Origin of the sequence: Pseudomonas lurida (assembly GCF_002563895.1) — a bacterium.
In the GTDB taxonomy this organism is placed as follows: Bacteria; Pseudomonadota; Gammaproteobacteria; order Pseudomonadales; family Pseudomonadaceae; genus Aquipseudomonas; species Aquipseudomonas lurida.
Window position 1 is genome coordinate 4069170 of the sequence record NZ_PDJB01000001.1, and the last position, 25086, is coordinate 4094255.

At 58.5% G+C, this 25086-nt stretch carries 23 protein-coding genes and 1 tRNA gene; 7 read left to right on the forward strand and 17 right to left on the reverse strand.

The genetic code is table 11. From position 1 onward, the window contains the following. Positions 1 to 147: 147 nt before the first annotated feature. Positions 148 to 1683: a diguanylate cyclase gene (locus ATH90_RS18330; protein ID WP_098466968.1), complete on the forward strand. Its 1536-nt coding sequence runs from the start codon at positions 148 to 150 to the stop codon at positions 1681 to 1683. Between the two features lie 99 nt (positions 1684 to 1782). Here the strand turns inward: ATH90_RS18330 and ATH90_RS18335 are convergent, their stop codons facing one another. The 4 genes from ATH90_RS18335 to ATH90_RS18350 form a co-directional block, all read right to left on the reverse strand. Next, positions 1783 to 2484 carry an MlaA family lipoprotein gene (locus tag ATH90_RS18335; protein WP_098466969.1) on the reverse strand — a complete coding sequence of 234 codons (702 nt, stop codon included), beginning with the start codon at positions 2482 to 2484 and terminating at the stop codon, positions 1783 to 1785. Between the two features lie 85 nt (positions 2485 to 2569). Continuing rightward, entirely contained in the window at positions 2570 to 3964 is a 1395-nt protein-coding gene (locus tag ATH90_RS18340) for an efflux transporter outer membrane subunit (RefSeq protein WP_098466970.1), read from the reverse strand. Further along, positions 3961 to 7095 carry an efflux RND transporter permease subunit gene (locus tag ATH90_RS18345; RefSeq protein WP_098466971.1) on the reverse strand — a complete coding sequence of 1045 codons (3135 nt, stop codon included), beginning with the start codon at positions 7093 to 7095 and terminating at the stop codon, positions 3961 to 3963. The genes ATH90_RS18340 and ATH90_RS18345 overlap by 4 nt, the downstream gene beginning before the upstream one ends. A 2-nt stretch (positions 7096 to 7097) precedes the next feature. Then, a complete protein-coding gene (locus tag ATH90_RS18350) occupies positions 7098 to 8282 on the reverse strand; it encodes an efflux RND transporter periplasmic adaptor subunit (protein WP_098466972.1) in 1185 nt (394 codons plus the stop codon). Between the two features lie 144 nt (positions 8283 to 8426). On the opposite strand from ATH90_RS18350, the gene baeS reads away from it, so the two are divergent. Together baeS and ATH90_RS18360 are read left to right on the forward strand one after the other, a co-directional pair. Next, positions 8427 to 9812, forward strand: coding sequence for a sensor histidine kinase efflux regulator BaeS (gene baeS / locus ATH90_RS18355; protein ID WP_098466973.1), 1386 nt, complete (start codon positions 8427 to 8429; stop codon positions 9810 to 9812). A gap of 3 nt (positions 9813 to 9815) precedes the next feature. Then, complete coding sequence (locus tag ATH90_RS18360; RefSeq protein WP_098466974.1) at positions 9816 to 10499, forward strand: response regulator; 684 nt, start codon at positions 9816 to 9818, stop codon at positions 10497 to 10499. An 840-nt stretch (positions 10500 to 11339) separates the two neighbouring features. Here ATH90_RS18360 and ATH90_RS18370 read toward each other — a convergent pair. After that, entirely contained in the window at positions 11340 to 11543 is a 204-nt protein-coding gene (locus tag ATH90_RS18370; RefSeq protein ID WP_098466975.1) for a hypothetical protein, read from the reverse strand. A gap of 779 nt (positions 11544 to 12322) precedes the next feature. Here ATH90_RS18370 and ATH90_RS18380 point away from each other — a divergent pair. Continuing rightward, positions 12323 to 13948 (forward strand): methyl-accepting chemotaxis protein, encoded by a 1626-nt coding sequence (locus ATH90_RS18380; protein WP_069078743.1) that lies wholly within the window; start codon positions 12323 to 12325, stop codon positions 13946 to 13948. Between the two features lie 190 nt (positions 13949 to 14138). Here the strand turns inward: ATH90_RS18380 and ATH90_RS18385 are convergent. From ATH90_RS18385 to thrS, 9 genes are all read right to left on the reverse strand, one after another. Beyond that, positions 14139 to 14215, reverse strand: a tRNA-Pro gene (locus ATH90_RS18385). A 90-nt stretch (positions 14216 to 14305) separates the two neighbouring features. Next, the gene (locus ATH90_RS18390) at positions 14306 to 14662 is read right to left on the reverse strand and encodes a MerR family transcriptional regulator (RefSeq protein ID WP_003174972.1); all 357 of its coding nucleotides are present in this window, start codon (positions 14660 to 14662) and stop codon (positions 14306 to 14308) included. Further along, complete coding sequence (gene ihfA / locus ATH90_RS18395; RefSeq protein WP_002553164.1) at positions 14643 to 14945, reverse strand: integration host factor subunit alpha; 303 nt, start codon at positions 14943 to 14945, stop codon at positions 14643 to 14645. The genes ATH90_RS18390 and ihfA overlap by 20 nt, the downstream gene beginning before the upstream one ends. 3 nt (positions 14946 to 14948) lie before the next feature. Next, positions 14949 to 17327, reverse strand: a complete 2379-nt coding sequence (pheT, locus tag ATH90_RS18400; RefSeq protein ID WP_098466977.1) for a phenylalanine--tRNA ligase subunit beta — start codon at positions 17325 to 17327, stop codon at positions 14949 to 14951. A 26-nt stretch (positions 17328 to 17353) separates the two neighbouring features. After that, positions 17354 to 18370, reverse strand: coding sequence for a phenylalanine--tRNA ligase subunit alpha (gene pheS / locus ATH90_RS18405; RefSeq protein ID WP_003192486.1), 1017 nt, complete (start codon positions 18368 to 18370; stop codon positions 17354 to 17356). 108 nt (positions 18371 to 18478) lie between these two features. Continuing rightward, on the reverse strand, positions 18479 to 18835 hold the full coding sequence (gene rplT / locus ATH90_RS18410; protein WP_002553161.1) for a 50S ribosomal protein L20: 357 nt from the start codon (positions 18833 to 18835) through the stop codon (positions 18479 to 18481). Between the two features lie 30 nt (positions 18836 to 18865). Next, the gene (gene rpmI / locus ATH90_RS18415; protein WP_002553160.1) at positions 18866 to 19060 is read right to left on the reverse strand and encodes a 50S ribosomal protein L35; all 195 of its coding nucleotides are present in this window, start codon (positions 19058 to 19060) and stop codon (positions 18866 to 18868) included. Between the two features lie 60 nt (positions 19061 to 19120). After that, positions 19121 to 19672 carry a translation initiation factor IF-3 gene (infC, locus tag ATH90_RS18420; protein ID WP_015884933.1) on the reverse strand — a complete coding sequence of 184 codons (552 nt, stop codon included), beginning with the start codon at positions 19670 to 19672 and terminating at the stop codon, positions 19121 to 19123. Beyond that, positions 19672 to 21594 carry a threonine--tRNA ligase gene (gene thrS, locus ATH90_RS18425; RefSeq protein WP_034107518.1) on the reverse strand — a complete coding sequence of 641 codons (1923 nt, stop codon included), beginning with the start codon at positions 21592 to 21594 and terminating at the stop codon, positions 19672 to 19674. The genes infC and thrS overlap by 1 nt, the downstream gene beginning before the upstream one ends. A gap of 367 nt (positions 21595 to 21961) precedes the next feature. Here thrS and ATH90_RS18430 point away from each other — a divergent pair, with 367 nt between their 5' ends. Both ATH90_RS18430 and ATH90_RS18435 read left to right on the forward strand, forming a co-directional pair. After that, entirely contained in the window at positions 21962 to 22276 is a 315-nt protein-coding gene (locus ATH90_RS18430) for a hypothetical protein (RefSeq protein WP_016978147.1), read from the forward strand. A gap of 289 nt (positions 22277 to 22565) precedes the next feature. Further along, on the forward strand, positions 22566 to 22778 hold the full coding sequence (locus ATH90_RS18435) for a cold-shock protein (RefSeq protein WP_003234260.1): 213 nt from the start codon (positions 22566 to 22568) through the stop codon (positions 22776 to 22778). A 74-nt stretch (positions 22779 to 22852) separates the two neighbouring features. On the opposite strand, the gene ATH90_RS18440 is transcribed toward ATH90_RS18435, so the two are convergent. Further along, positions 22853 to 23173, reverse strand: coding sequence for an I78 family peptidase inhibitor (locus tag ATH90_RS18440; RefSeq protein WP_025857833.1), 321 nt, complete (start codon positions 23171 to 23173; stop codon positions 22853 to 22855). Positions 23174 to 23317: 144 nt separating this feature from the next. Then, positions 23318 to 23626: a hypothetical protein gene (locus ATH90_RS18445; RefSeq protein ID WP_034107523.1), complete on the reverse strand. Its 309-nt coding sequence runs from the start codon at positions 23624 to 23626 to the stop codon at positions 23318 to 23320. Between the two features lie 171 nt (positions 23627 to 23797). Between ATH90_RS18445 and ATH90_RS18450 the strand changes: the two genes are divergently transcribed. After that, positions 23798 to 24010, forward strand: a complete 213-nt coding sequence (locus tag ATH90_RS18450; protein WP_034107525.1) for a hypothetical protein — start codon at positions 23798 to 23800, stop codon at positions 24008 to 24010. 33 nt (positions 24011 to 24043) lie between these two features. On the opposite strand, the gene ATH90_RS18455 is transcribed toward ATH90_RS18450, so the two are convergent. Continuing rightward, entirely contained in the window at positions 24044 to 25072 is a 1029-nt protein-coding gene (locus tag ATH90_RS18455; protein WP_034107527.1) for a nucleoside hydrolase, read from the reverse strand. Between the last annotated feature and the right edge of the window lie 14 nt (positions 25073 to 25086).

Genomic DNA, 25086 nt, shown 5'->3' on the forward strand with positions numbered 1-25086 from the left:
ACCGGCTGGCGGAGTGACCCTGTCCCTCACCGTGGCCGTGAATATTTCATCGTCTTATCTTTAAAGATGTTGGCAGGCGTGCCGATAATCGAAAAAGCCTACCGGGTGGCTGCAGGTTGTTTTGGGCGATGAGCAAGGAACACGAAAATGATGTCTTTTCGTATGGGCGCCCTCAAAGCATCCGACGTGACCCTGTGCGTTCTCGTGTGCCTGGCTGGGGTGGCCATCACGACCTTGGTACTGATACTTTTCGTCGGGTCGGAGCAGCGCACCGTTAGCGTTGCGTTTCAACGGGAAGTTGACGAACGATTCAGTCGCCTGCAGCGACGCTTTACTTTCCAGGACTTGAAATTGGACACCGTCAGGCGTTTCTTCATCAACGCCGACGATGTCACGGAAAAGGAGTTCATGGGGTTCGTCACGCCTCTCGTCGAAGAGGGTGAAACCTACGGCTGGGTACCGAGGATTCTCGAGCAGGATCTACAAGCGTTTCGCAATAAAGCGCTACTCAATGGTGCGAGTGACTTTTCGTACCATGAGATTGACCCCATGACCCAGACCGAAGCCCCCCTCTCCAGCCGTCCGGAGCACATGGTCTTGCTCTACTTGTCCAAGCGCGATGACGTGAAGATAACACCCGGCATGGATGTACTCGCCCGCCCGGATCGCGAGGCCTTGTTGAGAAAGGCACGGGAAACACATCGAATGGTCGTGTCCGAACCCTTGAAAATGACCAGTGGCCAGACCGGGGTTTTCTTTGTCGCGCCTGTATTCAAGGAACCCTCGGAGGCCTCACTGGACGATGATGGTTTGCAGGGGTTCATCGTCTCGACGATACGCTTGGCGTCCTTGATGGAACATGGCATTCCGTTACCCAGTCTGCAACGCCTGAACGTGACCCTGTCATTGATCGACACACCGCGTCAGAACGACATTTTTTATCAGAGCTTATCGCCGGCCGCCCCTTCGGCGCTTTACGCTCAACGCGTGTTGAAAGTAGCCGACCAGCACTACTCGATGCAGTTTCGCCCAAGCTCGACATTTTTGAGCTCTAACAGCCACGCAGCGTTTGTCATTCTGATCGTCGCGTTCGGAACAGGATTGACGCTGCTGATGACGTTCATGGTGTACATGCTGATCACACAGCGTGCGCGCGCGCTTTCTCTGGTTGATGAGCGCACGCAAGACTTGCGCTTATTGAACATTACCGACCACCTGACGGGCGTGTATAACCGCCGGCACTTCGAAGCGTTGATGGAGCGCCTGCTCGTTGAGGCCGACGCGCAACGCAGCCCCTTATCGCTGATCATGTTCGACGTCGATCACTTCAAACGCATCAACGACCTCAAGGGGCATCAGTGTGGTGATAACGTGCTGAAGTCATTGTGCGTACGACTACGTTCGGCAATACGCAAAACCGATCTTCTGTGCAGGACGGGTGGGGAAGAGTTTGCATTGATCTGCCCTGGAAGCGACCTGAACGATACGAAACTGTTGGCAGAAAAGCTCCGATCCCTCGTAAGCGCCCTCCCCTTTGAGGAGGCCGGTCAAGTAACGTGCAGCTTCGGCGTCGCGACGTGGAGTCCATCGGAATCATTTGACGCTCTCGTTCGGCGTGCGGACAGCGCCATGTACAGCGCTAAATCAAATGGTCGTGACCAAGTCCAACTCGCCGATAGATAACGTACCGAACGCAGGGGCGCGGCCCATCAGCGCCGAGCCGTTGATGGGCGGCTGTAGTGGGCAGATCTCATGCCTGAACATGCTGCCGTCGCGCGCCGGTCAAAAGTCATCCTTTACGGTTGCGCCGTTGATCTTGAACGCTCGGCTTTGCAGATAGGCACTTCGAATAAACGTGTATTTATCGCCGGTCATGAGCTTTTCGGCTGTCAGGTATTGAGCCCGTCCGTCGATCACGCCCAGGCCGTACAGGCTATTACGCGTAGGCACGTCGCCAATGTAGCGAACCGGATTGGCGTAGGCATCGGGAAGGATGGCTGGCGCATCGCGCAGTGTACTTGGCCCCAGGAACGGCAGCACCAGGTAAGGCCCGCTATTGACCCCCCAGTAACCGAGAGTTTGCCCGAAATCTTCGTCACTGCGCTGTAGCCCCATGGGGGTCGCGACATCGATCAACCCCACCAGGCCAATCGTGCTGTTGAGCAAAAAGCGGCTTGTGTCGACGCCAGCACTGTGGAACTTCGCCTGGAGGACATCGTTAGCCAGGTTTTTGACCTCCCCCAGGTTGTTGAACACATTATGAATGCCGTCCTGGACAACACCGGGCGTGATGAATTGATAGCCCTGGGCGAGGGGTTTCATTGCATAGGTATCCAGTACGTCATTGAATGCGAAGATCGGTCGGTTAACACCTTCCCATGGGTCCGCGTCGGAATTCGCAAGGCACAGCGGTGACATCATGATGAAACAGGCGCAGCCCAGCACTTGGACGCAACCGCTTAAAGTGGAACGAAAAGCACACATGTTGATTCCCCGTTGAATGAACTAGCCGATTTGATCCGCGCAAGCCGTTCCATCGCTGCGGTGATGTGTGCGTGTGCCAGCGCCGTTAATTCCAACCGCCCCCCAGCACTTTGTACAGCGTGATGCGGTTACTCTGCTCGGTCAGGCGCAGGGTGATCAGGTCCTGTTGTGCGCTGTAGAGCGAGCGTTGCGCATCCAGGGCTTCGAGGTAGCTTTGGGAGCCGCCCCGATACAAGGCGTCCGAGAGTTCGAAGCTTTTGCGGCTGGCGTCGGTCAGCGCTTGTTGCGCGGCAATACGGCGATCCAGGGTGCTGCGCACCGCCAGCGCGTCGGCCACTTCGCGGAATGCGGTTTGCAGGGTTTGCTGATAGGTCTGCACCTGAATCTCGCGTTCGACTTTGGCCGAATCCAGGGTTGCGCGGTTACTGCCCGCGTCAAAAATCGGTACGCTGATGCTCGGGGCAAACGTCCAGGCGCCGCTGCCGGACTTGAACAGGCCGGCCAATGCCGAGCTGGAAGAGCCGGCGTTGGCGGTCAGGCTGATGCTCGGGTAAAACGCCGCACGGGCCGCGCCAATATCGATGTTGGCGGACTTGAGTGTGTGTTCGGCCGAGAGCACGTCCGGGCGTTGTTGCAACAGGCTGGAGGGCAGGCCTGCTGGTATATCCACCAGCACTGACGCCGACTCCAGGCGCGTGCCCGGCAAGAGGGCCTCGGGTAGATCACTGCCCACCAGCAGGCGCAAGGCATTGCGGTCCTGCAGGATCTGGCTTTCATAGGACGCTACATCGCCCCGTGCCGATTCGACGGTGGTCTGGGCTTGCGCCACTGACAACGCGGAAGAGCCGCCCAAGGCGTAGCTGCGCTGGGTCAGGTCGTAGGTGGCCAACTGGCTGGTAAGGGTTTCCTGGGCCAGCAGCAGCCGTTCGTTGTCGGCGGCCAAGGTCAGCCAGGCGGTGGCAACTTCCGCCACCAGGCTGATTTGCGTGCTGCGCCGGGTTTCCGTCAACGCCAAGTAGTCTTCCAGCGCCTCATCGCGCAGGTTGCGAACCCGGCCGAACACGTCCAGTTCATAGCTGCTCAGCCCCAACTGAGCGCTGTAGTCGTGCGTGGTGACTGCCGTGCCGGTGTTGGACAACGATCCCGGCGTACGGCTATGAGTGCCGCTGACGCTCGCGTCGACGGTAGGAAACAGGTCAGCGCGCTTGATGCGGTACTGCGCCCGGGCCTTTTCAACGTTAAGGCTGGCCAGGCGCAGGTCGCGGTTATTGGCCAGCGCCAATTGCTGCAACTGCGCCAGGCGGCGGTCGGTACAAAATTGCTGCCACTTGATATCAGCCCCAACCTGTCCTTTGGGCAGGTTGGCCGCCGGCAACCATTGCTCGGAGACGGGGGCCTCAGGGCGTTCGTACTGCGGCGCCAGGTTGACGCAGCCGCCCAGGGCCATGGCGGCCAGCAAAGGCCAGTGTGACTTGATCATGCATCACCTGTCGGGGCAGATTGACTAGCGCTGCGCACGCGGCCGAAACGACGGCGGATCAGCACGAAAAACAACGGTACAAAGAAGATCCCCAGCGCCGTGGCGCTGAACATGCCGCCCAGTACCCCCGTACCAATCGCCTGGCGCCCGGCGGAGCCTGCACCGGTGCTCAAGGCCAGCGGCAATACACCGAACATGAAGGCAAGGGACGTCATCAGGATTGGCCGCAGGCGTTGACGCACCGCGACCAGCGTCGCGTCGATCACGCTGCTGCCCTGCTCTTGCAAGTGCTTGGCAAACTCAACGATCAGGATCGCGTTTTTTGCAGCCAGGCCCACGGTGGTCAACAGCCCGACCTGGAAATACACGTCGTTGCTCAGCCCGGCGACTCGGGTCGCCAGCACCGCACCGATGACCCCCAGGGGCACTACCAGGATCACCGAAAACGGCACCGACCAGCTCTCGTAGAGCGCGGCCAGACACAGGAATACGAACAGCACGGAAATGCCGTAGAGCAGCGGCGCCTGGGACCCGGATAATCGCAGTTGATAAGACTGCCCGGTCCACTCGTAGCCGATACCCTGGGGCAATTGCCGGACAATGGCCTCCACCGCGTCCATCGCATCGCCGGAACTCACCCCTGGCGCCGGGTCGCCCACAATTTCCAGGGAGGAGTTACCGTTGTAGCGTTCCAGCAGCGGCGAGCCGTAGCCCCAGGCGCTGCTGGCAAAGGACGAGAACGGCACCATTTCATTGTTACTGTTGCGCACAAACCAATGATCGAGGTCCGCAGCCTGCATGCGCGAGGATGCCTGGCCCTCTACATAGACCTTTTTCACCCGGCCCTGGTTGAGAAAGTCGTTTACATAAGTGCCGCCTAACGCCGTCGCCAGGGTGCTGTTGATATCGCTGGTACTCAGGCTCAGGGCCCCGGCCTTGCGGTCGTCAATGCTGACCTTGAGCTGCGGTGCATCGTCCAGCCCGTTGCTGCGCACGCCCAGCAGGCGGTCATCTTTCCTGGCCAACTCAAGGAACTGTTCGCGGGCGGCCACCAACGCATCATGGCCCAGGCCACCGAGGTCCTTGAGCTGCAGGTCGAACCCCGAGCTCTGGCCCAGGCCGCGCACGGTCGGCGGCTGCATGACGAACGCATCGGCATCACCGATGCTGGACAGTGCCAGGGTCGCCCGCTGGGCAATGGCGGCTGCACCCTGACCAGAGCCACCGCGTTCGGACCAATCCTTGAGGCGGATAAACGCCCGAGCGGTGTTCTGGCTGTTACCGCCCATGCCCAAGCCGCTGATGCTGATCATCGCTTCGACCTCGGGCTGTTGCAGGATGTAGTCCTCAAACTGCTTGATCACCGCCTGTGTGCGGCTGTCCGTCGCGCCGACCGGCAACTGGATCTGCGCCAACAGAATCCCTTGGTCCTCGTCCGGCAGAAACGAAGTAGCCAGGCTGACGTAACCCACCGCCATCACCACCAGCACCACCCCATACAACAGCAGGCTGCGCGCCCAACGCCGCAACACCACGCCCACCCAGCGCTCATAACCGGCGCCGGCGCGCTCGAAGGTGCGGTTGAACCAGCCAAAGAACCCACGCTGAGCGCCATGCCCCTCGCCATTGCGCGCTTTGAGCAACGACGCGCACAGCGCGGGTGTCAGGGTCATCGCCACCAACACTGAGAGGACCATGGCCGAGACGATGGTCACGGAGAACTGCCGATAGATGATCCCGGTGGAACCACCGAAAAACGCCATGGGGATAAATACCGCACTCAGCACCAGGGTGATGCCGACCAGCGCGCCACTGATTTCACGCATCGATTGACGCGTGGCCGCCACGGGCGACAGCCCTTCGCCCATCAGCCGCTCCACGTTTTCCACCACCACGATGGCATCGTCCACAAGCAAGCCAATCGCCAGGACCATGGCAAACATGGTCAAGGTGTTGATCGAGTAGCCGAACAGCGCCAACACGCCGAACGTGCCCAGCAGCACCACGGGCACGGTAATCGCCGGGATCAGGGTTGCGCGCAGGCTCTGCAGGAACAGGAACATGATCAACACCACCAGCACGATGGCCTCGCCCAAGGCCTTGACCACCTCCTCGATGGACAAGCTGACAAAGGGCGTGGTGTCGTAGGCAATCACGTTTTTCAGTTGCATTTGCGCCGGATAGAACGGTTCCATCTCCTTGAGCTTGGCCTTGACCGCGTCGCCTACGTTCAGCGCGTTGGCGCCGGCGGCCAACTGCACGCCCATGGCCGCCGCGGGCTTGCCATTGAGGGCTGTGCTGATGTCGTAGCTTTCACTGCCCAGTTCCAGGGTCGCGACATCGCCCAGCAGTACCACGGCACCGTCGCTGTTGGACTTGACCACGACCTTGCGAAACTCTTCCACGGTCTGCAGTTTGCTGCGGGCGCTGATCGTAGCGTTCAGTTGCTGCCCCTTGATCGCGGGCAAGGCGCCGAGCTGTCCAGCCGAGACTTCGGTGTTCTGCGCTTCCAGGGCACTGCTGATGTCCGACGGCATCAACGCATACTTTTCCAGCAAGGCGGGGTCCAGCCAGATGCGCATGGCGTAGCCGGAGCCCAACGTCTGCACATCGCCGACGCCGTCTATCCGGCTGATGGAGTCGAGCAAGGTGGTGGAAATGTAGTCACCTATCTGGGTGCCGGTGACACTGGGGTCGTCCGATGCCAGGGCGACAATCATCAAGAAGTCAGAGCCGCCCTTGGTCACGGTCAGGCCTTCGCTTTGTACCGACTGCGGCAGCCTCGACTCGGCTTGTTGCAGCTTGTTCTGCACCTGCATCTGGGCAACGTCCGGGTCGGTGCCGGCAGTAAAGGTCAAACTGATGCTGGCACTGCCTGCCGAGCTGCTGGTGGCCGACATATAGGTCAGGTTATCCAGGCCCTTCATCTGCTGCTCGATGACCTGGGTCACCGAGTCTTCGACGGTCTTGGCCGAGGCCCCGTTGTAGGTGGCGGAAATCTTCACCGTGGGCGGCGCGATATCCGGGTATTGCTCCAACGGCAACTGGCTGATGGACAGGCTGCCACCGAGCATGATCACGATGGCAATGACCCAGGCGAAAATCGGTCGATCAATAAAAAAGTGCGCCACGCTCAACCCTCCTTCGCGGGGGTGGGAGGTGTCGCCGCCTGAGCATTGGCATCCTGCACTTGGACCGCGGCGCCGGCACGGACTTTTTGTCCGCCTTCGACAATCAATTGGTCCCCCGCCTGCAGGCCTACCGTCACCCACCACTGATTCCCCACCGCCCGATCGATGGTCAGCTCACGCTGTTCGACCTTGCCGTCGACCACCAGCAACGCGGTGGTCACGCCACTGGCGCTGCGGTTCACGGCTTTTTGCGGAACCAGGATGGCCTGCTCGTCGCGCGCCTGTTCGAGCACCGCGCGGACATACATGCCCGGTAGCAGCAGGTGCTCCGGGTTGGCGAACTCCGCACGCAGGGTGACCGTGCCCGTCCCCTCGTTGACACTCACACCACTGACTTTGAGCCGCCCCTGCTGGTTGTAGGCGCTGCCATCGTCCAGCTTCAGGCTGACCCGTGCCTGGCCATCACCGCTGGACTGCAGCGCGCCGCTGGCCAGGTCGCGCTTGAGCTTGAGCAATTCGGTGGTCGATTGGGTCACATCCACATAGATCGGATCGAGTTGCTGCACCGTGGTCAAGGCACTGTCCTGATTAGCCACCACCAACGCCCCCGGGGTCACGGTGGAGGTTTCGATGCGCCCGCTGACCGGTGAGGTAATACGGGTGTAGGCCAGGTTGATCCGGGCGGTCTGGACTTCGGCCTCGGCAACTTGTACGTCGGCGGCGGCCGTCAGCAAGGTCGCCTGGGCGTCTTCGTTATCTTGCTGGCTGATGGCATTGATCTTCACCAGGTCGGCATCGCGCCTGGCGGTGGCCTGCGCCGATTTGAGCGTGGCGCGGTACTTGGCCAGGCTCGCCTGGGCCTGTGCCAGCGCGGCGGTGTAGGACGCCGCATCCAATTGGTACAAGGCTTGCCCGACCTTGACATCCGCACCCTCGACAAACAGTCGCCGCTGGACGATGCCGCCGACCTGCGGACGAATCTGCGCCACCATGAAGGCCTGGGTGCGCCCCGCCAGCTCAGTGGTCAGCACTTGGCTCTGGGGTTTTATGCTGATCACCGAGACTTTGGGCGTGACTGCCTCAGGAGGTGGCTCGCCGCCGGAGCAGCCGCCGAGCATGGCCAGAACGATCAAGGACAGGAAAACCGCGGCGGTTACCAGGTATTTGGCGATTATTTTCGTGGACATAGCGGCCTCTGCAACACGGAATGGCTTGAGTCAGCGCCATCCTGCAAGGCAAATGTGCAGGAAAATTGAAGATTGCCCAGCCCGGTTGAATCTTTCCTTTACCAGGGCCTAAATGGTCCCACCTATTCTTGATGGCCCACCTGCATGAAGTTGAGTATCTCCACCAAACTGTTTATTGCGGTACTGGCCGGTGTGCTGCTGGTCATCCTGAGCATGGGCCTGGCGACAAGCTGGAGTTTTGGACGGGGCTTTCTCGGGTATCTCAATGAGCAGGCACTGGAGCGCATGGCGCCGGTGCTGCCACGCCTGGCCAGTGCTTATGCGCGGGAGGGCAATTGGGAGTTCCTGCGTAACCAGCCGGATCGCTGGTTCGACATCATGCGGCCCGAGCTCGGCGAAGATCCGGCGAAGAACGACTTGCGCACCCCCTTGGCCTCGGACCTGACGGGCGCCCTGTTCCGGATCGCCCTGCTGGATAAACATAAGAAGCGCGTGAACGGCTACCCGGATATTGGCACCGACGCGCTGTTACGCCCGATTGTGGTGGCCGATGAAACCGTGGGCTGGCTGGCCGTGACCCCGTTCCAGAGCGTGACCGAAGCCGGCGGCGAACGGTTCCAGCAATACCAGTTACGCACCAGCCTGGTCATGGGCGCCTTCTCGCTGTTGCTGGCGATGCTGATTGCCTGGTGGATCGCCCGCACGCTGCTGGAGCCGGTCAAGCGGGTGGCTGCGGCAACACATCGCCTGGCCAGCGGCGAATTCAGCAGCCGGGTGGCGGTGACTTCCAATGACGAAGTGGGCCAATTGGCCCGTGACTTCAACCAGCTCGCCTACACCCTGGAACGCAATGAGCAGATGCGCCGCGAATTCATGGCCGATGTGTCCCACGAACTGCGTACCCCGCTGTCGGTACTGCGCGGCGAGCTGGAGGCCATCGAGGATGGCGTGCGCACCCTCGACCAAGGCTCGATGCAGTCCTTGCAGGGCGAAGTGAGCATGCTCAGCAAGCTGGTGGATGACCTGTATGAGCTATCCCTGGCGGATGTCGGGGCGCTGACCTACCGCAAGAGCGCGTGCGCACTGGAGCCGCTGCTGCGCGCCAGTGTGTCGATGTTCCAGGAGCGCTTGAACGCGCGCCACCTGCGCATCGAACTGGATTTGCCAGCGCCGCCCGTGGAACTGCTGGCCGATGCCGGTCGCTTGCAGCAACTGTTCTCCAATCTGCTGGAAAATACTGTGCGCTACACCGACCCGAATGGGCTAATACGTATCAGCGTCGTCCTGGATCGCGCTGACGTGTGCATCGACATCCTCGACTCCGGCCCTGGTGTTTCGGCCGAGCAATTGCCGCGCCTGTTCGAGCGCTTCTATCGCGGCGAATCCTCGCGCAACCGTGCCAGCGGCGGGGCCGGACTGGGGCTCGCGATCTGCCACAGCATCGCCCTCGCCCACGGCGGCAGCCTCAGCGCCGCTCACTCCCCGCTCGGCGGCCTTTGGCTGAGCCTGCGCCTCCCCCGGAATACCTGACTCATGAGCGAAGATAGCCCGATCCTCATCGTTGAAGACGAACCCAAGCTGGCCGCATTGCTGCAGGATTACCTGGTCGCCGCGGGTTACCCGACCCTGTGCCTGGACAACGGCCTGCAGGTGGTACCGAGCGTGCGCGCCCAGCCCCCTCGCCTGATTTTGCTCGACCTGATGCTGCCTGGGCGCGACGGTATGCAAGTGTGCCGGGACCTGCGCGGTTTCAGCGCCGTGCCGATCATAATGATCACTGCCCGCGTCGAAGAAGTAGACCGCCTGCTCGGCCTCGACCTGGGCGCCGACGACTACATCTGCAAGCCCTTCAGCCCTCGCGAGGTGGTCGCCAGGGTCAAGGCCATCCTGCGCCGTGGCCCCCAACTGCTGAGCACTACCCCAACGCGACTGCGGATCGACGAAACGCAGTACCGCGCGTCACTCGATGGCGTCGCCTTGGACCTTACACCGCTGGAGTTGCGACTGCTGAGCACGTTTGCACGCTCCGCCGGCCGGGTATTTTCCCGCGACCAACTGCTCGACAAGCTCTACTCCGACCACCGCGTAGTCACCGACCGTACGGTGGACAGCCATATCCGCAACCTGCGGCGCAAGCTGGAGCAGGCGTGCCCGGGGGAAACGCCCATCGAGTCCTTGTATGGGGTGGGCTATCGGTTTCAGTTGTCCGGCGCCTGAGGACTCGAAGGGTCAAGGCTATTCGAGGTAGCGCTATAGTGAGCAGCCCCTAGGTCGAATGGCCCTCGTTACGATTTTGTTGTTTTTTAACGCTTTTCCCGTTCTTTCGCTCATGTTGGTGGTGAATGAACCAGGCGACTAAAAGTAGACCTGCCACCCCAAAAATGAATAACAACAGCTCTATTGCGGGACCTTCGTGTGAAAACATGTTTCGTTCCTCGTCCTGAAGTATCGCGCCTCAACAACCAGCGCTACCGAAATTATTCGTAACAATTCATACATTTTCAGAGTAGTCGCCAAAGCCAGAGGTGACAACCCTAAAAGCCTCAGAACCATTGATCTAGACACGTCACCCGTCGAAAAAACCGCGCAGGGTCATCAGAAGTTGAGGCTGTAGGACTGGGCGCGCGCGCCTTGGAAGCGCACTAACACGCTTAGCAAATTGGCCATTAGCAGGCGCCCCGCCACCGTGCTCACTGGATGATGACGGCCAGAGCGGTGCGCCGGCAGTGAACCGTTGGCACTTTTTCAACTGGGGCCTGTCAACCGTGCATCAATGCCAAGTGATAGCTCATCATGCACAGCTGGAAGAAAATATCGTTGACTGAGGGTTTAGAGCGGAGCCTGCCTGGGCACCAGGTAGATTGCATCCTGGTGAATGGCTGGACTGCGACCATACTGGTACGACAGCCCGAACATGACGCTATGTTCTGCACGACAGGTATCAACCTTGCCACGCTCGCAGATAGCCCAAGCATTCAGAAGCTTGCTGATGAACTTGTGTTTGAAATAGACATGTCGAGGGGCGGGAGAGCCGGCTAGCTCCCCCCTACTTACTTGTTATTCTGCGGTACTTGCGAGAAATTCGCCCGCTCTACGAACGAGCATCCTCCACTCCTTCCCGTTGATGAGGCCGGTGCTCTCCATATCGTCGGCCTGCCTCAGCAACTCGAAATATTTATCCTCAATATCCTGTTCGTCTACCGCATGGGCGTAGATAGCCGCCCAGGCTTTTACCGCAGAACGCTGCGTTGATGGTTGCATTTGAGCACCTGATTATGTCCGCGGAAATAGAGCGGTGCCCATCAAAAATCGTTCATCTGCGCGGCGGTCGATCCGACCAGTGGTGGCATGTGGCTATGACTGATTCTTATTGCACAGGCCGCCGCGACATCGAGCCTGTGCCGATGTCGCCAAGCCCCGGCAACGGGCATCTGCAAGCCCGCGCCGCTTGATTATCAGCAAGTGCCAGGCGGTATCCCGTCTTTGTTGAAATCCTTCAGGCGCTCGCGCTCCTTCTCAGTTGAATGCGCCGGGGTTTCTTGCTCTGGCTCGGTGTTCTTTTCTTCAGTCATTACGATGTCCTCTGGGTGGTAGCTATTTCGGCACCTGCCGGAATCAGCAGTTCAAACCAATACCACCCCACCTTCCATACAGCGCCCGACAAGAACGCCCCGCAACCCTTAATGACCTGACGATGCCACCCTCGAGAACGAAGAGTTCATAACGCTGACTCCGGCCGGAGTGCGCACCGCGCAAGGGTGAGCTGATGCAGACCGAGCGTGGGCGTGGCGCACACAGCCCGTGGCATCGCCGAACTCTTCTTGCTGGACGCCGATAGAAAGCGCAGCCCCAATTGATTAGCGCGCAATCATTTGGCGCGCCTATCACTTCCATACATTCTTTTGCATTCCTCGTTTCAGGCCTAGCCCGCAAGCTGCAACCGAATCTCACTGTGCTGCATAAAAAGGCCGCCTTTGTTCGTGATCAACGACATGGCGTGGGAGTGCCACGCCACTAAACTCCGGCCCTTGGAGGCCTCTATGAAATTAAGATCCCTGAGTATCGCGCGAAGAGCCTTTGTCTGCTTTGGCCTGATTACATGCCTGCTCATCAGCTTGGCAGCCTTCTCTTATCTACAAATTAATCGGCTACGTGCCGCTGAGCAGAACATCGAGCAAAACTCCCTCCCCAGTATCCAGGTCATTGACGATATCCAAATCGCCCTGCTTCACGCCCGCCTTGAAAGTATTCGCATGCTCTCTAGCGCCACCCGCGATGTGCATGACTTCTCGCTGTCAAAAGTCCAGGAAGCTATACAGACACTTCAGTCGAAGACTGATTATTATCGCGCGCACCTGATGTCTGGGGAGCAAGACGAAATCCAATTCGCGAAGGCCAACCAGGCCATGACTGCCTACATCGACGGCCTCAGAAAAGTCATTGCAATGGATTCATCCGACCATGATCAAGCGGTTATTTTTGCCAATACCGAGCAAGCGCAAAGAGCCACCGACTATCAAGAGCAACTGACCGTTCTGCGCGATCAAAATGCACGCCAGGCCATGGTGTCTGGTGTAGACGCTACCGACGTATACAACCATAGCGTCCAAGTCCTGGTAGCGGTGCTGATCGTGGCATTTATGTTAACCATCGCCTTGGCCATTTTGTTCACTCAGAGCATCGTGGGCCCAATCAGCTCATCACTTAAGTTGGCGGAGGATATCGCCGCTGGCGACCTTACCCATGACCTTGAAGTAACAGGCTCAGATGAAGCTTCGCGCTTGATGCATGCGCTGAACTTGATGCAGAAAAATTTACGCAACACCATTTTAGAAATCTCGGGTGCTTCTTCCCAGCTGAGTACCGCTGCCGTGGAAATGACCTCGATTACTGAAAGTGCTGATCGCACCCTTCAGCAACAAAATAGCGAAATAGAGCAAGCTGCTACCGCGGTCACCGAAATGAGTGCTGCGGTTGAAGAGGTTGCACGTAACGCCAACTCCACTTCTGAAGCAGCCATGCAGTCGAGCATCGCCGCAGATTTGGGTAACCAAAAAGTCACTGAAACGTTAACGGCAATGCGCGGGTTGACGGGGTTGGTTGAAGTGTCATCCGATCAGGTGAAAGAACTGGCAGCCCAAGCTCAAGACATCAGCAAAGTACTGAGTGTGATCAGGGCGATTGCTGAGCAAACCAACCTGCTTGCCTTGAATGCCGCCATTGAGGCGGCTCGTGCAGGAGAACAGGGTCGCGGTTTTGCAGTAGTCGCAGATGAAGTTCGAGCGCTGGCACACCGGACACAAACCTCAACGCAAGAAATTGAACAGATGATATCCACGATTCAAGCGGGCTCTTCTGCCGCGGTCGAATCAATGCAAAAGAGCACGTCCGAGGTTTATAGCACGCGAGATACTGCAGAACATGCAGGCCAGTCGCTACGCCAAATTATTGATTCCGTGCTCGAAATTAACGACCGGAATATCCAGATTGCCACCGCGTCTGAGGAACAAGCACACGTGGCGAGGGATGTTGATCGCAGCCTGATAAGCATCCGCGACCTTGCAGTGCAGAGCAGTGAAGGCACTCGCCAAACACTCACAGCGAGCAACGAACTTTCTCGCCTGGCTGTCAACTTGAACGATCTGGTTCTTCGCTTCAGGACGTAGGAGGTGGTCGCAGAGAAGGAAATGCAGCACCGGGCAAGGCCGGGCACGGGGTAGTCCATGGAACGTATCCGGCTTCGCGGCCAAGTGATTGCAAACCTTAACATCAGCGACGTCACTGGGTAGTTTTGCGCAGCCACAAAAAAGCCGATCTAGCTGATCGGCTCAAGTGTCTGATTTTACTCAGGAATAATGGTCGGGACGGAGTGATTCGAACACTCGACCCCTAGCACCCCATGCTAGTGCGCTACCGGACTGCGCTACGCCCCGACTAGGCGTGTTACTGGGTTCGCTTCTTAAGGAAGCGAACCGGAATATACCGCAAGCTTTTGAAATGTGGAAGTATTTTAAAAGCCGGAATTACTTTTTCAGAACCACCAGCACATCTTCGAGCTCGGAGATCATCTGGCGTATCAGTTGCTTGTATTGGGTGGTGTCGTCTTTGGCTTCATCACCGGACATGCGCTGGCGCGCGCCGCTGATGGTGAACCCCTGGTCGTACAGCAACGCGCGGATCTGTCGGATCATCAGCACGTCCTGGCGCTGATAATACCGACGGTTCCCGGTGCGTTTGACGGGGTTGAGTTGAGGAAACTCCTGCTCCCAATAGCGCAGCACGTGCGGCTTTACCGCACAGAGCTCGCTGACTTCACCAATGGTGAAGTAGCGTTTGCCTGGGATGACGGGTAGCTCGTCGTTATGACTTGGTTCCAGCATAAGCCTCAACTCGGGCCTTCAACTTCTGCCCTGGACGAAAGGTGACCACACGGCGAGCCGTGATCGGGATTTCTTCTCCCGTTTTTGGATTGCGGCCAGGCCGCTGGCGTTTGTCCCGCAGGTCAAAATTGCCGAAACCGGACAATTTGACCTGTTCGTTGTCTTCCAGAGCGTGTCTGATCTCTTCAAAAAACAGCTCGACCAATTCCTTGGCCTCGCGCTTGTTCAGACCCAACTCTTCGTACAGACGTTCCGCCATCTCAGCTTTCGTCAAAGCCCCCATACGTCACTTCCTTAACGTGGCGTTCAACCTTTGTTCGAGCGAGGTGAGGATATTTTGTGTCGTGGTATTCACCTCATCGTCATTAAGAGTGCGCGATGGATGCTGCCAGGTCAAGCCAACTGCAAGGCTTTTTCTATGCGGATCAATGCCTTTACCCTGATAGACGTCAAATAGCCTGAGGTCTGTCAGCCATTCCCCTGCATTTTCACGGATTACATCCAGAACGGCAGTGGCGGCCACTTCGCGGTCGGCAATCAACGCCAAGTCACGACGCACTTCAGGGAAGCGCGACAGCTCGCTGAATTTAGGCATTTTGCCCGAAGCGACTTCAGCCAGGACCAGCTCAAAGACAAATACCGGACGGTCAAGACCGAGGGTTTTCGACAGCTCAGGGTGAATAGCACCGACGAAGCCGACCAAGCGCCCTTCGCGCTCGATGCGTGCCGTCTGGCCAGGGTGCAACGCCGGGTGGCTGCCCGGTACGAAGGTGAACGCATCCAGAGCACCGGCAAAGCCCAGCACCGCTTCCACGTCAGCCTTGACGTCGAAGAAGTCCACGGCATCGCGACCCTGCGCCCAGCCTTCCGGCAGGCGGCTACCGCACACCACGCCAGCCAGCATCGGCTCTTGCTTCAGGCCATCGAGTTGGCCGACGAATCGCAGGCCGCTTTCGAACATGCGCACGCGATCTTGCTGACGGTTCAGGTTATGGGAAAGTGCCTTCACCAAGCCTGGCCACAGCGAAGAACGCATGGCTGCCATATCGTTGGAGATCGGGTTGGCCAACAGCAGCGGCTCGACGCCTGGATTGAACAGCTCGAACTGCTTGGGATCGATGAAGCTGTAGGTCACTGCTTCCTGGTAGCCACGGGCAACCAACAGACGACGCAGGTCAGGCAGGTGCGCGCGCGCTTCAGCCTTCGGCTGGGGTGCCAGGCGCGCTTGCGGGTAACGAACCGGCAGACGGTTGTAGCCGTACAAGCGAGCCAGCTCTTCGATCAGGTCGACTTCCAGGCTGATATCGAAGCGATGGCTTGGTACTTCAACGGTCCACTGCCCTTGTGCACCTGCGGAAACACCCAGGCCGAGGGCAGACAACAGTTGCTCGATTTCAGCCGGCTCGATGACCAGGCCAAGCATTTGCTCGACACTTTTGGCGCGCAGGGTAATCGGCGCAATGGACGGCAGGTACTGCTCGTTCACCGTTTCAGTGATCGGGCCGGCTTCGCCGCCGGTGATTTCCAGCAGCAGGCCAGTGGCGCGCTCCATGGCTTCACGGGCCAGCTTCCAGTCCACGCCGCGCTCGTAGCGGTGCGACGCATCGGTGTGCAGGCCGTAGGAACGGGCTTTGCCGGCAATGGCGATCTGGTCGAAGAACGCACTCTCAAGGAACACGTCGCGAGTCTTCTCGGAAACACCGCTGTGCTCACCCCCCATCACGCCGGCAATCGCCAGGGCGCGGGAATGGTCGGCAATCACCAGGGTGTCGGCACGCAGGCTGACTTCCTGGCCATCGAGCAGCACCAGCTTCTCGCCTTCTTCCGCCATGCGCACACGGATGCCGCCATTGATTTCGGCGAGGTCGAACGCATGCAGCGGTTGGCCCAGTTCCAGCATCACGTAGTTGGTGATGTCGACGGCAGCGTCGATGCTGCGCACGTCGGCGCGACGCAGGCGCTCAACCATCCACAGCGGGGTTGGCTTGGACAGGTCGACGTTGCGGATCACACGGCCCAGGTAACGCGGGCATGCGCTTGGGGCCAGCACGTCGATCGGGCGCACTTCGTCGTGCACCGCAGGCACGGCGGCAACCACTGGACGAGTGACCGGGGCGTTGTACAACGCGCCCACTTCACGTGCGAGGCCCGCCAGGGAAAGGCAGTCGCCACGGTTCGGGGTCAGGTCGACCTCGATGCTGGCGTCTTCCAGTTCCAGGTAAACACGAATGTCCTGGCCCACTGGCGCGTCGGCCGGCAGTTCCATCAGGCCATCATTGCCCTCGCCCACCTGCAGTTCCGCCTGGGAGCACAGCATGCCGTTGGACTCAACGCCACGCAGCTTGGCCTTCTTGATCTTGAAATCGCCCGGCAGCTCGGCACCGATCATAGCGAACGGGATCTTCAGGCCCGGGCGCACATTGGGCGCTCCGCAGACGACCTGGAAAGTTTCCGTGCCATTGCTGACCTGGCATACACGCAGCTTGTCGGCATCGGGGTGCTGCTCGGTGCTTAGCACCTCGCCCACTACCACACCACTGAAGACACCGGCGGCCGGGGTAACGCTATCGACCTCAAGACCGGCCATCGACAGACGAGCAACCAGCTCGTCGCGATCTACCTGCGGGCTTACCCAGCCACGCAGCCATTGTTCACTGAATTTCATCCTGCTCTCCTAAAGATTCGTTACGACTAGCGAAATTGCGCGAGGAACCGCAAGTCGTTGTCGAAGAACAGACGCAAGTCGTTCACGCCGTAACGCAGCATGGCCAGACGCTCAACGCCCATGCCGAAGGCGAAGCCCGAGAACTCTTCCGGATCGATGCCGGACATGCGCAGCACGTTAGGATGAACCATGCCGCAGCCCATCACTTCCAGCCAACCGGTCTGCTTGCAGACGCGGCAGCCTTTACCGCTGCACATCACGCATTCCATGTCGACTTCAGCGGATGGCTCGGTGAACGGGAAGAACGATGGACGGAAACGCACCGCCAGTTCCTTCTCGAAGAACACCCGCAGGAACTCTTCGATGGTGCCTTTGAGGTCGGCGAAGTTGATATCGCGATCAACCAGCAGGCCTTCGACCTGGTGGAACATCGGCGAGTGGGTGATATCGGAGTCGCTGCGGTACACACGGCCTGGGCAGACGATGCGGATCGGCGGCTTGTTCGCTTCCATGGTGCGGACCTGTACCGGCGAGGTATGGGTGCGCAACAGCATGTTCGCGTTGAAATAGAAGGTGTCGTGCATCGACCGGGCCGGGTGATGGCCAGGGATGTTGAGCGCCTCGAAGTTGTGATAGTCGTCTTCGACCTCAGGGCCTTCGGCGATGCCGTAGCCGATGTGGGTGAAGAACTGCTCGATACGTTCCAGAGTCCGGGTGATCGGATGCAGACCGCCCGAGGCCTGGCCACGGCCAGGCAAGGTGACGTCAATGGACTCGGCGGCGAGCTTGGCCGCAAGATCGGCCTCCTCGAGCGACGCCTTGCGCGCATTGAGAACCTCTGTGACACGCTCCTTGGCGACGTTGATCAGCGCACCGACTTGCGGACGCTCTTCAGCCGGCAAATTCCCCAGGGTCTTCATCACCTGAGTCAATTCACCTTTTTTGCCAAGGTAGTGAACCCGGATTTGCTCCAGGGCATTTACATCTTCAGCGCTTTGCACAGCCTCAAGGGCTTGGGCGACGAGCGCGTCCAGGTTTTCCATGTACAGACTCCAGATACAAAATAGGGGAAGAGCTTGAAGGCTCTTCCCCTATTTATGACGTTTAACACCTTGGGCTACGGAGTAACCCAGGGTGACTGTCGGGGGTACTTAAGCCAAGGTGGCTTTAGCTTTCTCGACAATCGCAGCAAACGCCGCTTTTTCGTTCACTGCCAGATCAGCCAGAACCTTACGGTCGATCTCGATGGACGCTTTTTTCAGGCCAGCGATGAAACGGCTGTAGGACAGACCGTTAACACGTGCACCAGCGTTGATACGAGCGATCCACAGAGCGCGGAACTGACGTTTTTTCTGACGACGGTCACGGTAGGCGTATTGGCCTGCCTTGATTACCGCTTGCTTGGCAACACGGAATACGCGTGAACGCGCGCCGTAGTAGCCTTTAGCAAGTTTCAGAATTTTTTTGTGACGTTTACGGGCAATGACGCCACGCTTTACACGAGCCATGAGTTACTTCCTCTATTCTTGAACCAAAAATTAACGAAGGCGCAGCATGCGCTCGACTTTTGCCACGTCAGACGGATGCAGCAAGCTGCTACCGCGCAGTTGACGCTTACGCTTGGTCGACATTTTGGTCAGGATGTGGCTCTTGAAAGCGTGCTTGTGCTTGATACCGTTAGCAGTTTTCAGAAACCGCTTAGCAGCACCACTTTTAGTCTTCATCTTTGGCATGTTCGGATACTCCGCATTCAGTTGATAAACATAATCAGAAGGCCTGCCGTGCCCTGTTGATTACTTCTTCTTTTTCGGGGCGATGACCATGATCAGCTGGCGTCCTTCCATCTTAGGATGCTGTTCGACCGAACCGTACTCGAGCAGGTCAGCTTCAACCCGCTTGAGGAGTTCCATCCCCAGCTCCTGGTGGGCCATCTCACGGCCGCGGAATCGCAAGGATACCTTGGCCCTGTCCCCATCACTCAGGAAACGTACCAGGTTGCGCAGTTTTACCTGGTAATCCCCTTCCTCCGTCCCTGGACGAAACTTGATTTCTTTTACTTGAATCTGCTTCTGGTTCTTCTTCGCCGCGGCAACCTGCTTCTTCTTTTCGAAGATCGACTTGCCGTAGTCCATCACCCGGCATACGGGTGGGATTGCATCGGCGGAGATTTCCACCAGGTCCAATTTGGACTCTTCTGCAATACGAAGCGCTTCATCAATCGAGACGATGCCAATCTGCTCGCCGTCAGCGCCAATTAACCGAACCTCGCGTGCCGAGATATTCTCGTTGATCGGGGCTTTCGGTGCAGCTCGTTTATCTTGTCTCATTTCACGCTTAATAATAATTACTCCGAATCTGGGCGACCACGCCGGGAAACCGCTTGCGCGAGGAACTCAGCGAACTGGGCGACGGGCATCGAGCCCAGGTCAGCACCTTCACGAGTACGCACAGCGACAGTCTGCATCTCGACTTCCCGATCTCCGATAACCAAAAGATAGGGAACCTTGAGCAAAGTATGCTCGCGGATTTTAAAGCCGATCTTTTCATTTCTCAAGTCGGACTTGGCACGAAATCCGCTTTCGTTGAGTGTTTTTTCAACTTCAGCGGCAAAATCTGCCTGTTTATCAGTGATATTCATGATCACTGCCTGGGTCGGAGCCAGCCACGCAGGGAATGCACCCTCGTAGTGCTCGATCAGGATCCCGACGAACCGTTCGAACGAGCCGAGGATCGCCCGGTGCAGCATAACCGGGTGTTTACGGCTGTTGTCTTCGGAGACGTATTCGGCTCCCAGACGGATCGGCAGGTTAAAATCGAGCTGCAGAGTACCACACTGCCAGACGCGGCCAAGGCAATCTTTCAGAGAAAACTCGATCTTCGGACCGTAGAACGCGCCCTCGCCCGGCTGCAAGTCGTACGCAAGCCCCGCACTGTCCAGTGCTGCGGCCAGTGCAGCTTCGGCGCGATCCCACAGCTCATCGGAGCCAACGCGCTTTTCCGGACGAGTGGACAGCTTCATCTCGACTTCGGTAAAGCCGAAATCGCGATAAACGTCCATGGTCAGCTTGATGAACGCGGCGGATTCGGCCTGCATCTGCTCTTCGGTGCAGAAAATGTGGGCGTCGTCCTGGGTGAAGCCACGCACGCGCATGATGCCGTGCAGCGCACCCGATGGCTCGTTACGGTGGCAGGCACCAAACTCGGCCAGGCGCATCGGCAGCTCGCGGTAGCTCTTCAGGCCCTGGTTGAACACCTGCACGTGGCATGGGCAGTTCATCGGCTTGATGGCGTAGTCGCGGTTTTCCGACTGGGTGGTGAACATGTTGTCGGCGTAGTTGGCCCAGTGCCCGGATTTCTCCCACAGGCTACGGTCAACCACCTGAGGTGTCTTGATCTCCAGGTAGCCGTTCTCGCGCTGAACCTTGCGCATGTACTGCTCGAGTACCTGATACAGGGTCCAGCCGTTCGGGTGCCAGAACACCATGCCCGGCGCTTCTTCCTGGAGGTGGAACAGGTTCAGGCGCTTGCCGATCTTGCGGTGATCGCGCTTCTCGGCTTCTTCGATGCGCTGGATGTAGGCAGCCAGTTGCTTCTTGTCAGCCCACGCAGTGCCGTAGATACGTTGCAGTTGCTCGTTCTTCGCGTCGCCACGCCAGTAGGCACCGGACAGCTTGGTCAACTTGAAGGACTTGAGGAAGCGCGTGTTGGGCACGTGGGGGCCACGGCACATGTCGACGTATTCTTCGTGGTAGTACAGGCCCATGGCCTGCTCGTCCGGCATGTCTTCCACCAGGCGCAGCTTGTAGTCTTCGCCACGGGCGGTGAACACGTCGATCACTTCGGCGCGAGGCGTGACTTTCTTGATCACGTCGTAATCTTTTTCGATCAGCGCGTGCATGCGTTGTTCGATGGCGGCCAGGTCGTCCGGGGTGAAAGGACGCTCATAGGCGATGTCGTAATAGAAGCCTTCGTCAATGACCGGGCCGATCACCATCTTCGCGGTTGGGTACAACTGTTTGACCGCATGGCCAATCAGGTGCGCGCAAGAGTGGCGAATTATCTCCAGCCCCTCTTGATCCTTGGGCGTAATGATCTGCAGGCTGGCGTCGCCGGTGATCAGGTCGCTCGCGTCGACGAGCTTGCCGTCGACCTTGCCGGCCACGGTGGCCTTGGCCAGGCCTGCGCCAATGGATGCGGCGACCTCGGCTACGGAAACCGAATGATCGAATGAACGTTGACTGCCGTCGGGAAGAGTAATAGTTGGCATGGCGCCTCCTCTCCTAGTGGTGACCCCTACCAAAGGTCACGTGGGTTGGGATGAGCCAGTACAAGATCCAACACCAGGCCGTTCAGTGATGAACGCCTGCCTTACAGCGGCAGGAGCCTTTCGGCCAACCGATAATCGAACCAGAGTGACTGGAGTGAGCTAAAAAGAACATGGCAAGGCGGCAATTGGCTCGCCTGGAAATAGCCAAGCGCAGAATGCTAGCACAGATGAACGGTCATCGCCGCGCCGCTGGCTTGCGCAAATACAAATTCCGGCCTTTATAGCTGCAAAAGTGAACTTGAGCTGTACGCAATGCCTCAAACCCACTGAGAATCGCCGTTCGTCCTCGACCCAAAGGAGCATCCTCATGATGCGTTTTACCTCTACCCTCGCTCTCGCCGCTTCCCTGACCCTCCTTTCCCTCGGCGCGCAGGCGGCAGCCCCGTCAAACTGGCCAGCCGGTGCTCGCGACAGCTTCGTCAGCGATTGCAGCGCAGCTGCCAGCCAGAACGTAGACGTCAAAACTGCCAAAGCCCACTGCGAATGTGGCGCCGACAAGATCAACGCCGAATTGAGCACCGCGGAAATCAAAGAACTCATGACCAACCAGAACGCCAGCCCGGAGCTTAAAAACAAAGCAGTCGCGGCGATTTCGTCCTGCAAAGTCGTGAAGAAAAAGTAAGATTTGCCACTGATCACACGGCTTTTTTACGGTTAAAACAGCCCGAAAACTGCCATTTCTCACAAATTACACAGCTTTTACGGCTTTTTTTACCAGTTGATATTTCGAGCCAAAGCCCCGTAGATCGGGGCTTTCAGCCGAACTTGGTAGCAAACGCAACGCTATTGATTAGCAAACAATGCCTTGGGGGGGCTCCCAAGCCGAACATTTCGACTATGATAGCCCAGTGTGCCCAGTTGGCCTGAGCAGCACAGCACTACTGAAAATATATGTTTCTTGGAGATACACCATGTCTAATCGCCAAACCGGCACCGTTAAATGGTTCAACGATGAAAAAGGCTTCGGCTTCATCACTCCTCAAGGTGGCGGTGACGACCTGTTCGTACACTTCAAAGCTATCGAAAGCGACGGTTTCAAAAGCCTGAAAGAAGGCCAAACCGTTTCCTTCGTGGCTGAGAAAGGCCAAAAGGGTATGCAAGCTGCACAAGTTCGCGGCGAGTAATTCTCCGCTGAGCTAAAAAAACCCCGTCCATGTGACGGGGTTTTTTGTGGGCGCTGCAAAAGCCTTTTAAAGGCTCAGCCGCAATTGACCCGCGTGATCACCAGGTTGTCATCGGTGTTCAGGTTCAGGCGGTCGGAGCGGTATTCCAGGGTGATCATATCGTTAGGCTTGAGGATGCGTGCGTTCTGCGCACCGGCACGGGTACGCGCCTGTTCCAGCAACTGGGGCGAAGCTTTCTGGCCGATAGTGAACTCGGCGGCCTTCGACTCACAGCGGCTATGACCGGCATCGGCCACGGCGGCGTCTTTGGCTGGCTCAGAGGCACCCGGGGTGCTGCAACCCGCCAACGCGAGTGCTGCCAACAAAGTACCGAATGATGCGAGCTTCCAAGGCATGAAGCCTCCTATGATAAAAAATGGACAGAGATCGTGCGACAGCGATTGGGCGGATTGGTTTCAAGACGTAAACCGCCGCAGGGCAAGTCTGCCTGACTCTCGACGGGCATTCGCCCGATCAATCGTGACCAGATATGAATATGCTCAGTAGATGTCGATGTAGTCGAACGCCGGCTTTGGCCAGTTTTCCTTCAATGCATTGAAGATCTGCGTCACCCAGACTTCATCGCTGGCGGCCACATTGCCTACGTATCCGGAACCCTTGGCCCAGGTCTCCAGGCGAAACAGCAGCCCGTCGATCTCCACACCGCCTACGACCTTCCCTGAGGAGATGTAGGCAATGCCGGCCTTGGTTACCCGCAACTGGGCATGTTCGTCGTCACTGGCACTGGCGAGAAGCAGGCGCACATTCGCCAGCGTCAGGTTCTCGGGGTTGTTCAAGTCGATCTGCACGCGGTGTTCCCCGGCAATTAAACAGGCAGACAGTGTCGCACAGCGACGCCGTCATTCCGAATCGACTCATGCCTAAGTATCAGTGCCAAAGACGATGCAAAATGGTTAACTGGCCCGGTAAGAACCGCGTTCCAGCGCATTGCCCAGTACTTTCAGCCCCGCGAGACAGTCATGACCACCGTAACGCTCCAAGCCGACATCAAAGCCAAATGGCCACAGGGACAGAGCTCCTACAGCCCCGGAAGCCCCGAGGAATTGGCAATCATCGGTATCGACCTGTTGGTCAAGGAACTGGGTACACGAGCGGCGCAAGCATTCATCGGCCAGATATTCGAGAAATACCCGGCCGACCACATGGGGGCACACAACCCCGAGCGCGCATAAGAACCGGCCAGCGAACGCCGACCGGTCAACACATTACTTCAGACGCGCCAGGCGTTCGGTCAGCAGGTCAAAGAAGCCCTGGGCATCACCGTTCTCCACCCAGAACGCGTTCTTGGGGTGCTTCAGGCCGTCGTACCAGTCGACGATGGTCTGGCCGAAGGTAGGGCCTTCACGGCTGTCCACGACCACGTTGACGTCACGTCCGCTGAACAGCGAAGGCTTGAGCAGGTAAGCAACGACGGTAGCGTCATGCACCGGGCCGCCTGGAATGCCGTAGTGCTCCATGTCGCCCTTGACGTACTCATTGAGAATATCGCCCACGACCTTGCTCGCGTTGTTCTTGATGTCGGCAATCTTTTTCAGGCGCGCTTCGCTGGTCAGTACCTTGTGGGTCACGTCCAACGGCAGGTAAGTCAGCTTGACGCCACTCTTGAGCACGATCTCGGCCGCAACCGGGTCCGCGAACAGGTTGAACTCCGCCACCGGCGTGATATTGCCGCCGTTGAAGTGCGCGCCGCCCATCACCACCACTTCCTTGATGCCCTGGGTGATTTCGGGGGCCTGGGTCAGTGCCAGCGCCAGGTTGGTCTGCGGACCGAGCATGGCGATGGTGATGCTATGAGGCTTGGCGGTGCTCAAGGTCTTGATCAGGTAATCAACGGCATTGCCGTCAGCCAGACCCTTTTTGGGTTCATGTACGGTGACGCCGGAAATACCTTCCTTGCCGTGGATGTTCTCGGCGTAGATAGGCGTGCGCAGCAGTGGCGCTGGCGCACCGGCATACACCGGGATGTCCTCGCGCCCTGCCCACTCACGGGCCAGGCGGGCGTTGCGGGAGGTCTTGTCCAAGCGCACGTTGCCGGCGACGGTGGTCAGCGCACGAATGTTCAGCTCATCCGGGGAGGCCATGGCAAACAGCAATGCCACCACATCATCGGCGCCTGGGTCGGTGTCGATGATCAGGTCAATTTTTTCCGCCGCCTGGGCGCTTGCAGCAGTGAGTGCGGACAAAAGCAAAACACTCCGGAACAGGTTTTTCAGGATTGGGAGACCGCGTTGCATAAAAACACTCCTTG

What these genes read in the sequence shown, in the direction of transcription:
- ATH90_RS18455 (WP_034107527.1), bottom strand. Translation starts at nt 25,072, where the DNA reads ATGCAACGCGGTCTCCCAATCCTGAAAAACCTGTTCCGGAGTGTTTTG.
- ATH90_RS18350 (WP_098466972.1), bottom strand. Translation starts at nt 8,282, where the DNA reads ATGTCCACGAAAATAATCGCCAAATACCTGGTAACCGCCGCGGTTTTC.
- ATH90_RS18360 (WP_098466974.1), top strand. Translation starts at nt 9,816, where the DNA reads ATGAGCGAAGATAGCCCGATCCTCATCGTTGAAGACGAACCCAAGCTG.
- baeS (WP_098466973.1), top strand. Translation starts at nt 8,427, where the DNA reads ATGAAGTTGAGTATCTCCACCAAACTGTTTATTGCGGTACTGGCCGGT.
- ATH90_RS18330 (WP_098466968.1), top strand. Translation starts at nt 148, where the DNA reads ATGATGTCTTTTCGTATGGGCGCCCTCAAAGCATCCGACGTGACCCTG.
- ATH90_RS18340 (WP_098466970.1), bottom strand. Translation starts at nt 3,964, where the DNA reads ATGATCAAGTCACACTGGCCTTTGCTGGCCGCCATGGCCCTGGGCGGC.
- pheS (WP_003192486.1), bottom strand. Translation starts at nt 18,370, where the DNA reads ATGGAAAACCTGGACGCGCTCGTCGCCCAAGCCCTTGAGGCTGTGCAA.
- ATH90_RS18370 (WP_098466975.1), bottom strand. Translation starts at nt 11,543, where the DNA reads ATGCAACCATCAACGCAGCGTTCTGCGGTAAAAGCCTGGGCGGCTATC.
- thrS (WP_034107518.1), bottom strand. Translation starts at nt 21,594, where the DNA reads ATGCCAACTATTACTCTTCCCGACGGCAGTCAACGTTCATTCGATCAT.
- ihfA (WP_002553164.1), bottom strand. Translation starts at nt 14,945, where the DNA reads ATGGGGGCTTTGACGAAAGCTGAGATGGCGGAACGTCTGTACGAAGAG.
- ATH90_RS18435 (WP_003234260.1), top strand. Translation starts at nt 22,566, where the DNA reads ATGTCTAATCGCCAAACCGGCACCGTTAAATGGTTCAACGATGAAAAA.
- ATH90_RS18380 (WP_069078743.1), top strand. Translation starts at nt 12,323, where the DNA reads ATGAAATTAAGATCCCTGAGTATCGCGCGAAGAGCCTTTGTCTGCTTT.
- ATH90_RS18440 (WP_025857833.1), bottom strand. Translation starts at nt 23,173, where the DNA reads ATGCCTTGGAAGCTCGCATCATTCGGTACTTTGTTGGCAGCACTCGCG.
- ATH90_RS18430 (WP_016978147.1), top strand. Translation starts at nt 21,962, where the DNA reads ATGATGCGTTTTACCTCTACCCTCGCTCTCGCCGCTTCCCTGACCCTC.
- ATH90_RS18450 (WP_034107525.1), top strand. Translation starts at nt 23,798, where the DNA reads ATGACCACCGTAACGCTCCAAGCCGACATCAAAGCCAAATGGCCACAG.
- ATH90_RS18390 (WP_003174972.1), bottom strand. Translation starts at nt 14,662, where the DNA reads ATGCTGGAACCAAGTCATAACGACGAGCTACCCGTCATCCCAGGCAAA.
- rplT (WP_002553161.1), bottom strand. Translation starts at nt 18,835, where the DNA reads ATGGCTCGTGTAAAGCGTGGCGTCATTGCCCGTAAACGTCACAAAAAA.
- pheT (WP_098466977.1), bottom strand. Translation starts at nt 17,327, where the DNA reads ATGAAATTCAGTGAACAATGGCTGCGTGGCTGGGTAAGCCCGCAGGTA.
- ATH90_RS18335 (WP_098466969.1), bottom strand. Translation starts at nt 2,484, where the DNA reads ATGTGTGCTTTTCGTTCCACTTTAAGCGGTTGCGTCCAAGTGCTGGGC.
- rpmI (WP_002553160.1), bottom strand. Translation starts at nt 19,060, where the DNA reads ATGCCAAAGATGAAGACTAAAAGTGGTGCTGCTAAGCGGTTTCTGAAA.